Genomic DNA, 12,651 nt, shown 5'->3' with positions numbered 1-12,651 from the left:
GGGTGTGGCGGTGGCTACGGAGGCGGCAGTGCCGGCGGGTATGGCGGGGGTGGTGTTGGCGGCGCGGGGGGGCGGCCGGGAGGTTACGGCGGATTTGAGGGAGGACGGCCCGGCGGCTTTGAAGCGGGTCGACCGGGAGGATTTGGGGTCGAAGCGGGGGGATTTCGGCCACCGTCGTTCGAAGGGGGAGGCTATCGACCGGGTGGCTTCGAACCCTACCACATGCAACCGGGCGAGTTCGGTGGGAGCCGACCGGGTGATCGGAACGCCGGCCGCGGCGCGCTGGAACACCGCAATCTGCCGACCGACTTTGGCGTTGGCCGGCCACTCGATCGGCCGGCGGATTACATGGCGCGCGGCAACCGCACACGGCCGCTGGAGCCTGGCTGGGCCGGTCAGCGTGGTGATCAGGTGCGGCGCGATTTCAATCAGTTCAATTTTTACAATCGCGATTGGTACACGCGGAATCCGGGGGCCTGGTACGCGGCGGGTTGGCGATCTGGGTATTGTTGGCGCTGGGCCACCTGGCCCGCGCTGGGGACCTGGTTTGGTTGGGGCGGCGCGGCGCCGATTTATTACGACTATGGCAACACGATCGTTTATCAAGACGATCAGGTGCTCGATAACGGACAGCCGATCGCCACGGCCGACGAGTATTATCAACAAGCGTCGGATTTGGCGCAATCGCCGGCAAACGAGCCACAGCCTGCCGATCAGCCCGCAGCCGGAGACGAATGGACACCGCTGGGGGTGTTTTCTCTGGTGCAGGGGGAGCAGACCAACTCGTCCGCGCTGTTTCAATTGGCGGTCAACAAGTCGGGCGAGATCGCGGGCAACTACAGCGACGTGCTGAGCGGCAGTACGCTGCCGGTGCATGGCGCGGTCGATTCCAAGACGCAGCGCGCGGCTTGGACCGTGGGCGACAACACGACCACCGTGTATGAGACCGGCATCTACAATCTGACAAAGGAGCAGACGCCGGTGCTGGTTCACTTTGGCAAGGATCGCACGCAACAGTGGTTGCTGGTACGGATGCAGCAACCCGAAGATGGCGATACGGGCCAGTGAATCGAACTCGGGGCCGCGAGCAGGCCACTTAGGACGGCGCGGCGTTTCTTTGCTGTTTAGCTGGCCTTTGCCCGCCGCGTGGTTTAGCATCGTCCGCTGGTTGTTTGGCGAGCGCGATCAATCCGCGAGGCCGCCTGCGTTCAATTCTATTCAGTTGAGGGAGAAATTGCTTCGATGTTCATTCGCAAATTGTTTGCCGCGCTCGTGCTGTGGTCCGTCATGGCCGCTCTTCCGTGTTGGGCGCTAGCGGGGGACAAGCCCGCAACGCAGGCCGAGCGGTTGGGTTTCCCGGCCGGCAAGCGCGTGCTGATTTTGCACGCCGACGACATTGGCATGTGCTACGAAGCGAATGAAGCAGCCAAGAACTATTTGGGCAAGGGAGAGATTCAATCGGCCGCGATGATGGTTCCGTGCCCGTGGTTCAACGAAATCGCCCACTGGTACAAGGAGAACCCGCAGCACGACATGGGGCTGCATCTGGCGATGAACAGCGAGTGGACGTGGTATCGCTGGGGACCGGTGGCGCCGAAATCGGAGGTGCCCGGCATGGTCGATCCGGATGGTTACTTGTGGGACGACACGATCAAGACGGCGATGAAGGCGCCCGCGCAGGAAATTGAAAAGGAGATTCGCGCCCAGATCGAGCGCGCGCTGTCGCGCGGCATTCGCCCCAGCCACATCGACACGCACATGGGCACGCTCTATGCGCGGCCGGACTACACGGCGGTGTACTGCAAGCTGGCCGAGGAGTACCACATTCCGGCGATGGTCATCGAACCGTCGCCCGCGGTGATCGAGAAGTTCCGCCAGCGCGGCGTGCCGCCGACGGAGCAGATGAAGCAGATTCTTAGCAATTACAAGTTGCCCAAGCTTGACGACTTCGACTCGGTTCCGGAAGGCAAGACGTATGAGGAGAAGCGCGACAAGTTTTTTGAACAGGTTCGCGGACTGCGGCCGGGCATCACGGAGATCATTTTTCATCCATCGACGATGACGGAGGGGCTGAAGCACATCACCGGCTCGAACCAGCAGCGCGCCTGGGAGGCGGAGATGTTCTCCGACCCGGTGGTGAAGCAATTCCTGGCGAGCGAAGGGATCATATTCACAAACTGGAAGGAGTTGATGAAGCGCTGGGAGGAGCGTGAGGGGAAGAAGTAGCCTATTGGCGGCACACGCATTTACAGTTGAATTAATGCACTACCAGATTCTTGCTGCCAAGAGTTAGATTCTCGGAACCCTCGACGGTCTCCCAATCGACGTCGAAAGCATCAGCAACGCAATGCCCGACAGCCCCCAGAACACGAATACGAAAAACGGTCGCACACGCGCAACGCCCTCCTGCGGGATGAACACAAAATCGACCCACTTTCCGGCAATATGCATCGGAAACTCGGCGAAGCGATAAAGTCGTGAGTCCAGCGGCAATATCGGCAGATTTGGTAACTCTATGTTCCAATACGGAATGCTAAATGGGCGACCATCAGTGACCCATGGAAGAACTGCGAGCAATACTGATATGCTTCCCAACACGCCGAGGATCACACGCGCGCCTAGAGCACTTCTGCGTCCACTTGTATCACATGGAATCGCGCTATACACGTTTTCTTTGTCGCTCATGGCCTATCCTTCGCACGCCAGCCCGCGGTACCACTCTTCAAGGACCTTCCCCACGCTTGACTTTTTATCATCGCTGCGTGGATCAGCTTCGCCGTTACGCATGATCCAGAGAGCGGCGTAATAGAGTTCCTTGCTAATTGGAATTTCGCCGCGCATCAGTCGATGAGGTCCATGAGTTCTTGGGCCAAGAGCGCCACCGGTCCGCTTTCTTGATTGCACATGACCGCCACCGCGCAGCCGCGTTCTGGACAAAGCAATAGGAACGTTGAGACCTTGGGCTGTCCGCCCGAGTGGAACACGCGGCGGGGCGAATGCTCTTGGTCGATGAAACAGCCCAGCCCCGACTCGGTGGTTTCGCCGGCGTTGGTTTGCTGCGGCGTCCACATGCGTTCGAGCGTTTCGGCGGAGACCAGCTTGCCGCTCTGGTAGGCGATGCCAAACCGCGCCAGATCGACGACGCTGCCGCACCAGCCGCCACCGGGCAACTTGTTGGTGACGTTCACCATGAACGAGTTCAAGAGCTTGCGGCCGGGGCCACGGCGATAGCCGGCCGCGCGGTGCGGAATGATCGTGTCGGGATTGTCGGGCTGAATGGTTTTTACGCCGGCGGGTTGGAGGACGTATTGTTGGATGTATTCGGCATAGGGCATGTCCGACGCGCCCTCAATGGCGCAGCCCAGGAGGTTGTAGCCGTAGGTGGAGTACGAAAACCTGTCGCCGGGTTCGAACAGCAATTCGTCGTCTTGAAAGATCGCCAGTCCATCGGCCACGTTGCGATAGTTGGCCACGCTGCGCATCTCGCGACCACGATAGTGCCGAATGCCGCTTTGGTGTTTAAGCAAATTTCTGGCGGTTACGGGCCATTGTTTTTTGGGGAAGGCAGGAACGTATTTTTGGATGGGCGCATCGAGATCTAGCTTGCCTTGTTCGGCCAGTTGCATCGCGGCGACGGCGGTGAGCATTTTGGAGATCGAAGCGAGGCGGTACACGGTGTTCTCCGTGGCGGGCACGTCGTTCTCCAGATCGGCGAGGCCGTAGCCTTTGGCGAGGACGAGGGCATTGTCGTCGACGATGGCTAGCGAGAGTCCTGGAATGAGTTGGCTCTCCATGAGCGCGGTGACTTTGTCGTCGGCGGCTTGCGCGATATCGACGGCGACTGGCTCCGCCGCCGGGCAGCGGAGCGCGGCGCACAGCAACATGACGAGAAGCAAGACTCGCAATTTGGCGTAGTGTGGAAACATGGAGTCCTCGCTGAATGTTCGGGGTGTTCGCCGCGCCGTGATTGTAGCCGGGAAATCGCGACGGTTCCTTGATCTGCTACCTTCTGGCGACCTGGCGATGGCTGGCGTAGTAAACTGACTGTCACCGCGGGAGCCTGTGGAACGACAGCGACGAAGCCCAGTAGGGACCAGCTAACCGACGATGCGCGCCGCGAAGCAAGAGCCACATACGCCAACCCCAGTGAGCGAGGTGACCGACGCCGCGCTGCTGGCCGCCGCGCAGGTTTATTTGGAGCGGCAACTGGCAGGGGACGCCTCGGGAGGGGCCCCGGCGGAGGCGTGGCAGCGGTTTTACGAACTGTATGGACCGTTGATTCGACGCTTTACCTTGGCCTGCCAAGTGCCGAAGAGCGAGGTGGATGATTGCGTGCAGGATGTGTTTCGCACGGTGATCGTGGCGCTACGCGAGTTCAAATACGATCCGGAGCAGGGACGTTTTCGGAGCTGGCTCTTTTCGGTCGTGCGTTCGCGGGCGACCGATTTGGTGCGGCGCCGGCTGCGGCGGGCGGCGCGGCGATTCGCGCCCAAGGCCGACGCAAAGTCGTGGGACGCGGCGGTCGACCCGGTCGAGACGTTGGAACGCCGCTGGCGCCAAGAAGTGGTGCATGCGGTGGTGAAGCAGTTGCGCGAGCAGGTGTCGCCGCGCAGCTTTGAGGTTTTTTATCTGCGGTCGATCAAGGAACTGTCGGTCGCGGAAACGGCCGCCAAGCTCGGGTCGACGCCCGAGAAGGTTCGCTATCGTCACCACCGCATGGTGCGCAAGTTTCGCGAGCTGTACTTTTTGTACACGGGCGAGCCGCTCGATGCGAAGTAGCCGATCGCGGGCGCCAGCGCTACTCGGCGGACGCCAGCGCTTTGAGCGCGGCGAGCACCTGCTCGTCGTGGCCGTCGACCTTCACTCGCTGCCAGACCTTGGCTACTTTGCCGGTGGCGTCGATCAGAAAGGTGGAGCGCTGAATGCCCATCGACTTTTTGCCGTACATGTTCTTTTCGCGCCAGGCGCCGTACTTTTCGGCCACCTTGTGATCGGGATCGGAGAGGAGAGGGAAGTTGAGGCTGTATTTGTCGCGAAACTTCTCGTGACTGGCGAGCGAATCGGCGCTGACTCCGAGCACCGTGGCGCCGAGCTTTTGCAGCTTCTTTTCGGCGTCGCGAAAGGCGCAGGCCTGGCGGGTGCAGCCGGGCGTGTCGTCCTTGGGGTAAAAGTAGAGCACCACCGGAGCGCCTTTGAGGCTGGACAACTTGACCTTTGCGCCGTCATCGGCGGCCAGCGTGAAATCGGGCGCCTTGGCTCCCACTTCGACCCAATCGGACATATCTTCGCACCTCGATGCTGAGCAATCAGATCATTCCGGCGGGCATTATAGCGGGGGAGACGCGGTCGTGGATGGGGCGAACGGGGGCCAACGTCGCGGCGTAATCGGAACGGCCCCTTTAGAAACCATTGCGAGTGCGAAAAAATTCACGAACTTTGCTGCCGGTTGTGGCGTCTAGCAGGAGACTGGCAAGCGACGATTGGGAATAAAGCCGCGATGGCTTTCTTCCCCAGAATGCTCGTGTGGGTACAATTGTTGCGGAACTAAGTGGCGCAACTTTCACATCGAAAGGATGGCCCCTGGAGGGTAAAACCATTAACCGAACTCTGACCAGCACGGCGTCTCCTGTTGCCACTTCCTCTTACTCTAGTCTTGAGCTCGCCCAGGCGGCCGCACGCACCGCAGAAGACAATCGCGGCCGCGACATCTTGGTGCTGGACGTCCGCGAGCTGACCCCGATTTTCGATTATTTCGTCATCGCGACGGGCAGTAGCCGCCGGCAACTGCACGCGATTGGGGACGAGATCGATCGGGTGTTGGCCCGCGAGTATCGACAGCGCCGCATCGGGATCGAGGGCTATGAAGGCAGCCGCTGGATCTTGATGGACTACGGCGATGTGGTCGTGCATTTGTTCGACGACGAAGCGCGCGATTATTACAGCCTCGATCTCTTATGGTCGGGCGCGAAGCGCGTGCCTGTGGAAGGCAATCCGCCCGCGCTGAAGGCCGTTTAAGTTCGGGGCCACATTGTGGAAGCGAAGTGATGGCCGCGGCGACGGTCGCCGCCGGCCCACGATGGGCTTGTTCTCGCTTCTTGTCTTATCCCCTTGCGACCGGGCGCGGCGCAGGTGTAATCTGCGCGGCGATATTGATACCTGGGAAGCGAAAAGTCGCATGAATTTATTGGAAGAGATTCGCCTGCGGTTCGAGCCGGCGCTGGCGCCGATGGCGACCGATGTGGGCGCGCTGCTGGATTTGATCCGGCCGAGTCAGGACGCGAAGTTTGGCGACTATCAGGCGAACTTCGCGATGCCGTTGGGCAAGCAACTTGGTCGGCCGCCGCGTGAGATTGCCCAGCAGATTGCGGAGCAGGTCAAGCTCGACGACCTTTGCGCGGGTCCGCCTGAGATCGCCGGGCCGGGCTTCATTAATGTGCGACTGTCCGACACGTTTCTTTCGAGCGCGCTGGCGAGCGCCTTTGTCGATCCGCGTTTGGGGGTGCCGCAGGCGAGCGATCCAGGGGTGTACATCGTCGATTACTCGGCGCCGAATGTGGCCAAGCCGATGCACGTGGGGCATATCCGCTCGACGGTGATTGGCGACGCGCTGGCGCGAACGCTGCGGTTTCTGGGACACCAGGCGATTGGCGACAATCACATTGGCGACTGGGGGACGCAGTTCGGCATGATCTTGTACGGCTACAAGAATTTTCGGGACGAGGCGGCCTATCGCGAACACCCCGTCGCCGAGTTGGCGCGGCTGTACCGGCTGGTGAATCGGCTGGTCGAGTTCTACGACGCGCGGGGGGCATTGCCCGAACTGGAAGCCAAGCTGCGCGCGGCCGAGGTTGCCTTGACGCAACTGGCGGAGCCCGACGCCAAGAAAGCGGCCAAGGAAAAGCGGCGGCTGGAGACGCGGGTGGTCGAAGCGCGCGAGGCGCTGGACGCCGCGCAGAGCAAGGTGACGGCGGTGGAGGCCGACATCGTGCTCGACCGATTGGCGAAAGAGCATCCCCAGATCGGCGAAGCGGTGCTGGCGGAAACAGCCAAGCTGCACGCTGGCGACGCGGAGAATCGGCAGTTGTGGGAGGAATTTCTGCCCGCCTGCGAGGAAGATATCCATCGCATCTACCGGCGGTTGGGTGTGACCTTCGACGAGTCGCTGGGGGAGAGCTTTTATCACGACCGCCTGCAAGGGGTGGTCGACGACTTGAAGGGGCGCGGCATCGCGGCGCCCAGCGCCGGCGCGATGTGCGTCTTCAACGAGGGCTATGAAACACCGTTCTTGATCCAGAAGCAGGATGGCGCGTACTTGTACGCCACGACCGATCTGGCGACGATCCAATACCGGATGCAGCGCTGGCGGCCACGGGGCGCGTTGTACGTGGTGGACCACCGGCAAGGTTTGCACTTTGAGCAACTCTTTGCCACCGCGCGGCGCTGGGGTTACGACGCAATTGAACTAGTGCATGTGAGTTTTGGCACGGTGCTGGGAGACGACGGGCGGCCATTCAAGACGCGCGCCGGCGACACGGTGGGGCTGGAAGGGCTGCTCGACGAGGCCGTGAGCCGCGCGTATGAGATTGTGCGTGCCAACGACGAGGGTAAGCCGGTCGGCGCCGAACTAAGCGAACCGGAGCGGCGCCAGGTGGCCGAGCGGGTGGGCATTGGCGCGCTCAAATACGCCGATCTGTCGCAGAACCGCACGAGCGATTACGTCTTCAGCTACGACAAGATGCTGGCCATGAACGGCAACACGGCGACGTATATGCAATACGCGTACGCGCGGGTGCGGAGCATCTTCGCCAAGGGGAACATCGACATCGAGGCGCTGCGACGGTCGCCAGGGACCATCTTGCTGACCAGTGAGGCAGAGCGGGCGCTGGGATTGGAGATCTTGCGGTTTCCCGAGGCGCTGGCGGCGGTCGTGGCCGATTATCGCCCCAATCAACTTACGTCGTACTTGTTTGAGCTAGCGAACAAGTACTCGACGTTCTTTGAGCAGTGCCCGGTGTTGCGCGCCGAAAGCGACGCGCTGCGCACCAGCCGGCTGATGTTGTGCGATTTGACGGCGCGCGTCATCCAGCAGGGTTTGGCGCTGTTGGGCATTGAGGTCGTCGAGAAGATGTGACTGGCCGCGTCATGGCTGGGGCGCCATTAGAGCCAAGCGCGGAGCGCGTAGGCTAGTCGATCGATCCAGCGCTGCCAGCGGGTGCGGCGAGCCACGTCGTCCAGCGTGACGCGCTGGCTATGCAAGATCTCATTTTCGCAGATCTTTTTGAGTTCGGCGGCGAAGGCCGGGGAGCGAATCACCGCCAGAAACTCGTAGTTGATTTCCAGGCTACGGGGATCGAGGTTGCAAGAGCCGACGATGCTCCACTGATCGTCGACCACCATCGCCTTGCTGTGCAACATGCAATTGACGCGTTCGTAGATTTCGATGCCACGCTTGAGCAATTTGGAGTAGAGATGTCGCAAGGCGTATTGCACCAGCTTCACGTCGTTGTCGTGCGGCACCACCACGCGGATGCGCACGCGACGGCGCCGCGCGGCTAACAGCGCCCGCAGCACCCGGCCAGCGGGGATGAAGTAGGCCATCGACAAGAGGATTTCGCGCCGTGCGACGCGCATCGCGCGCGAATAGACGCGGGCGGCGCGACTTTGCTTGAAACCGGGTCCGCTATCGAAGAAGCGAATGCTCTCGGCTTCGGGCGAGAGGACGCCACGGCGATAGGCGCGCGACGGGATGCGATTCAGTTGATGCTCCTCGCGACGCCAAGAGCGGTGAAAGCTTTCGGCTACGTCATGCGCTTGCGGACCGACTAGCCGCACATGCACGTCGCGCCAGCCAGCCGAGGTGGGCAAGTTCGCCGCGCCGCCTGCTTGCAGCGCCTCGACCGGGTCGATCAGGTTCATTCCGCCAAAGTAGGCCGCGTGTTCGTCGACAATCAGCAGTTTGCGATGATTGCGGCGATTGAGTAGCCGCCACGATCTTTGACGAAAGAGACTGTCCCAGATTGTTTGATGCACATGCACCTTAACCCCCGCCGCGGCCAGTTCCCCAAAGAAGGCAGCCGAAGTCGCCTGGCTGCCAATTGCGTCGTAGATGACTCGCACATCGACGCTGGCCTGAGAGCGTTCGATGAGGGCGTTGGCCACTGCACGGCCCGCCGAGTCGTCGGAGAAGATATAGGACTCGAGCCAGATACGATGCTGGGCGGAGCGTATGTCGGCGAGCATGGCGGCCAGCAACGGCTCCAACTCGACAAAGAGCCACAACTGCGCGCCGGCGACCTCGACCCGCGGAGGGGAAAACGCCGCCGCCGGCTGTTGCTGCGCATTGTCGACACAAGGATCGACGTTCATATCGCCATCCTAGCAGCCGTGCTGACTGGCCAGTGAACCACCGATCGAGTTGGCGGCAATCGACAAGCTAAGGCGATTGAAACTACGAAAGTCGCCACGGGGCGCGGTATTCGTAGGTCAATAGCGCGTTGGCCGCGGCGTCGTCGAGGCACTCTTGACGCGCAGCGTCCCAGCGAATTTTGCGCCCCGTCTTATAGGCGATATTGCCCAAGAGCGTGACGCTGGTGGAGCGATGCCCAACCGCCACCGGGCAATTGGTCGGCTGCCGCGACTTGACGCAATCGAGGAAATTGCGGGCGTGCAGTTCATCGCCAATGGCGCCTTGCTGGCGGAACTCCTTCCGCGCCAATTGCCGCGACTCGCCTTGTTTGCGATTTGCCTCGCGGGCGATAGGGCTTTGCGCCGCCAACTCCTGGGTGCGCACGCGCTCGGGGACGATCTCGATGGAGTTCTGGCGGTAGTACAATGTGCCTTCGCTGCCGCGAAATTCGAGATCGCAATCGCGCGGATTGCTGGCGGCGGCGTTGCCGTTGTACTGCGAGAAGGTGACCAGCGTCCCGCCCGGATACTCCCAGACCACTTCCATGGTGTCGGGAATTTCGCGATTGTCTTGCACCACATAGTTGCCGCCGCTAGCCACGACGCTGGTGGGCGCGTCTTGCCCCAGCGCCCATTGAATCAGGTCGAGGTAGTGAGTGCCCATATTGGTGAGCTGTCCGCCGGAGTAGTTCCAGAACCAGCGGAACTTGTAGAGGCAGCGATTGGTGTTGAAGGCGACTTGCGGAGCGGGTCCGAGCCAAAAATCCCAGTCGAGGCCGGGGGGCGGATCGCCGTCGGCGGGTTTGCCGATGCCCATCGGCGATTCGTTCACCAGGTGGTAACACTTGGCGACGCTGACCTTGCCGATGGCGCCATCCTGGATCAGTCGGACCATCTCTTGAATTAAGGGTGAGGAGCGGCGCTGGGTGCCCATCAGCGTGACGCGCTTCGTTTCTTCGGCGACCTCGACCATGCGCTGGCCTTCGGCGATGGTGAGGCTGAGGGGCTTCTCGACGTAAACATCCTTGCCGGCGCGGCAGGCGTCGATGAATTGCAAGGCGTGCCAATGATCGGGGGTGGCGATCACCACGGCATCGACATCGGATTGCGCGAGCAACTCGCGATAGTCGCGATAGATGCGCGGCTTGCCGCCGGCCTTGCTTTGGGCCGCGAGCGCATAGGGTTCGTACACGTCGCACAGCGCGACTATCTCGGCATCGGGCTGCGGCAGAAACGCGCTTAAGACCTGATCTCCCCGGTTGCCAAGGCCGACAAAGCCCATCCGTATCTTGCGATCGCTGTCGGCGGCGCGGGCAGTAGTGGCCAAGGCGCCAAGCGCGGCGGCGCTGGCGGTGAAAGCGCGACGGCTGATAGGGTTACTCATGACTGGTTGTTTCTCCCATGGGCTTATTCATCGTGGCACTGAGCTTGAGCCTGCGAAATTACTTTCGAGCCGCGTCAGCATTAGCACTCCGCTGGTCGGCCGGTTCCTTTCTCGCGCAGGCCACAATCATGGCTTGCTGCGCGGCCTGAGGCGATCGCCACGCGGTTGAGAATAACCGCAATGCGGACACGTGGCCAATCTTTTGCGGTATCGCCACCGGCTCGCGGCGGACAGAATCAGTTAACCGCTTGAGGACGAACATTCCGGTACGCCGCAACCAACTTTCATTACACTTTTTGTCGCAGTCATTTATGACGTCGGTGGTGCAGATGACCAAGGTGCTCGTCGAGCGGCCGGAAGTTAGGCCGCTGGCCGCCGCGCGCGTGCGTCATTACGCCGGCGAGACTGATATCGACGCCTGGCTCGCGCTGCGCCAGCGGGCCTTTGCGCGCCAGCGCGTGGCGGTGCGGGCCTGGCAGCGCGACGACTTTTGCCGCGAGCTATTGCAGCGACCGTGGTGGTCGCCAGATCGGATGTGGCTGGCGGAGTGGATCAACTCAGGAGAGGCGCCACAATTAGCTGGGGCGGTCACGTTGGCGGAGCGCGGCGCCGGACGACCGGCCGTCCATTGGCTGATGGTCGATCCTCGCGCAAGACGGCGCGGTATTGGCCGGCTATTGATGGCGCTGTTGGAGCAGCGCTGCTGGGACCAAGGGGCACGCCAGATCTGGCTGGAGACGCACCGCCAATGGCAAGGGGCGCTCGCGCTATATGAAGGGCTTGGCTATCGAGAGTGCGCGCCGTAGCAGCCTTGGATTTTCCAATCGACCAGCGATTGCAAATAAATGGGGGGGCGATCGCACAAGCAATGTGTCATGGCCTACGCATTGGCTGGTCGATGCGCGTGATATTCGCGCGAGTGTAGCTTTGCAAACTAAGTGGTTGGAGACGACCTCGCTGCAAGATAGGCGGGAGAGGCGCACTTTGACGGCAGTGTCACGATACTTCCATTGCCTGGTCTTGCTAATCGTTGCAGATTGCGCGATCGCCAGACCTGCGTGCGCGCAGGATGGTCGCGGCGCCGCGCCCTGGCTCGAGTCGGAGATTGAAACCGACCGCGATTCATTCACCCCGGCCACGACCGTGGTCGATCCGGGGCGGACCATCGTCGAATCGTCGTACACGTTCGCCGACAACCGCCACACGGTGGAGACGCACAGCTTGCCCGAGTTGGTGGCGCGTGTGGGCGTGCTCCCCTGGCTGGAACTGCGCTTGGGCTGGAACTGGGAGGTGGGGGGCGCCGGGGGGGCCTTCTCCGACGTGGAATTTGGCGACGAGGACCTGGGAACCGGGGCCGAGTCGGACGTTGAATTCGGCTTGAAGGCGCAGACAACGCGCCAAGCGGACTGGATCCCGGAGAGCGCGGTGTTGATCGAAGGCTTCACACCGACCTATGGCCCAGCGAACGACACCGATCTGACGCTGGGCTACGTGTTTGGTTGGACGCTGCCAAACGGATGGAAGTGGGACAGCGCGATGCGCATGGGGACGGGGAGCGAGCACGATGATCGGTTCAGCACGTGGGCGCCGTCGAGCGTGGTGAAGATTCCGATCGGGGAGCGCTGGAACATCCACTTCGAGTACTTTGGCCTCTGCACGGAGGACAAGGCGGAGGACTCAAGCCGGCATTTCGTCAGCAGCGGTTTCCATTTGTTGCTGACGGAGAATCTGGAAATCGGCACGCGGTTCGGATTTGGCATCAATGGGCAATCGTCGCGATTCTTCAATAATGTGGGGTTGGGCTGGCGTTTTTAGCGGCGATTATGGGGTTTTGCTTGCCGCGCGCCGCGGGGCTCACTAGA

At 61.6% G+C, this 12,651-nt stretch carries 12 protein-coding genes; 7 read left to right on the top strand and 5 right to left on the bottom strand.

Going from position 1 to position 12,651, the window contains the following annotated elements; translation table 11 throughout:
• Nucleotides 1-1,068 (top strand): protocadherin (locus K1X71_15075; protein MBX7074467.1); only part of this gene is annotated, 1,068 nt, incomplete at its 5' end.
• A gap of 174 nt (nt 1,069-1,242) precedes the next feature.
• A complete protein-coding gene (locus K1X71_15070) occupies nt 1,243-2,226 on the top strand; it encodes a polysaccharide deacetylase family protein (protein ID MBX7074466.1) in 984 nt (327 codons plus the stop codon).
• A 63-nt stretch (nt 2,227-2,289) separates the two neighbouring features.
• Here K1X71_15070 and K1X71_15065 read toward each other — a convergent pair whose 3' ends face one another.
• Together K1X71_15065 and K1X71_15060 are read right to left on the bottom strand one after the other, a co-directional pair.
• Nucleotides 2,290-2,685, bottom strand: a complete 396-nt coding sequence (locus K1X71_15065; protein MBX7074465.1) for a hypothetical protein — start codon at nt 2,683-2,685, stop codon at nt 2,290-2,292.
• A 155-nt stretch (nt 2,686-2,840) separates the two neighbouring features.
• Nucleotides 2,841-3,926, bottom strand: coding sequence for a beta-lactamase family protein (locus K1X71_15060; GenBank protein MBX7074464.1), 1,086 nt, complete (start codon nt 3,924-3,926; stop codon nt 2,841-2,843).
• Nucleotides 3,927-4,107: 181 nt separating this feature from the next.
• Between K1X71_15060 and K1X71_15055 the strand changes: the two genes are divergently transcribed.
• On the top strand, nt 4,108-4,779 hold the full coding sequence (locus tag K1X71_15055; GenBank protein ID MBX7074463.1) for a sigma-70 family RNA polymerase sigma factor: 672 nt from the start codon (nt 4,108-4,110) through the stop codon (nt 4,777-4,779).
• Between the two features lie 19 nt (nt 4,780-4,798).
• Here the strand turns inward: K1X71_15055 and bcp are convergent, their stop codons facing one another.
• Entirely contained in the window at nt 4,799-5,281 is a 483-nt protein-coding gene (gene bcp, locus K1X71_15050; protein ID MBX7074462.1) for a thioredoxin-dependent thiol peroxidase, read from the bottom strand.
• Between the two features lie 326 nt (nt 5,282-5,607).
• Between bcp and rsfS the strand changes: the two genes are divergently transcribed.
• Together rsfS and argS are read left to right on the top strand one after the other, a co-directional pair.
• Entirely contained in the window at nt 5,608-6,015 is a 408-nt protein-coding gene (gene rsfS / locus K1X71_15045) for a ribosome silencing factor (protein MBX7074461.1), read from the top strand.
• Between the two features lie 160 nt (nt 6,016-6,175).
• The gene (gene argS / locus K1X71_15040; protein MBX7074460.1) at nt 6,176-8,131 is read left to right on the top strand and encodes an arginine--tRNA ligase; all 1,956 of its coding nucleotides are present in this window, start codon (nt 6,176-6,178) and stop codon (nt 8,129-8,131) included.
• Nucleotides 8,132-8,157: 26 nt separating this feature from the next.
• Here the strand turns inward: argS and K1X71_15035 are convergent, their stop codons facing one another.
• Both K1X71_15035 and K1X71_15030 read right to left on the bottom strand, forming a co-directional pair.
• Nucleotides 8,158-9,366, bottom strand: a complete 1,209-nt coding sequence (locus tag K1X71_15035; GenBank protein MBX7074459.1) for a hypothetical protein — start codon at nt 9,364-9,366, stop codon at nt 8,158-8,160.
• An 82-nt stretch (nt 9,367-9,448) separates the two neighbouring features.
• On the bottom strand, nt 9,449-10,789 hold the full coding sequence (locus K1X71_15030) for a Gfo/Idh/MocA family oxidoreductase (protein ID MBX7074458.1): 1,341 nt from the start codon (nt 10,787-10,789) through the stop codon (nt 9,449-9,451).
• A 311-nt stretch (nt 10,790-11,100) separates the two neighbouring features.
• Here K1X71_15030 and K1X71_15025 point away from each other — a divergent pair, with 311 nt between their 5' ends.
• Together K1X71_15025 and K1X71_15020 are read left to right on the top strand one after the other, a co-directional pair.
• Nucleotides 11,101-11,595, top strand: a complete 495-nt coding sequence (locus tag K1X71_15025; GenBank protein MBX7074457.1) for a GNAT family N-acetyltransferase — start codon at nt 11,101-11,103, stop codon at nt 11,593-11,595.
• A 178-nt stretch (nt 11,596-11,773) separates the two neighbouring features.
• Nucleotides 11,774-12,604, top strand: coding sequence for a transporter (locus tag K1X71_15020; protein ID MBX7074456.1), 831 nt, complete (start codon nt 11,774-11,776; stop codon nt 12,602-12,604).
• Nucleotides 12,605-12,651: the final 47 nt, after the last annotated feature.

The sequence above is a fragment of the Pirellulales bacterium genome (assembly GCA_019694455.1).
GTDB lineage: Bacteria > Planctomycetota > Planctomycetia > Pirellulales > JAEUIK01 > JAIBBY01.
Note: the sequence above shows the minus strand (reverse complement) of the source record. Positions and strands in the feature narration are given on the sequence as shown.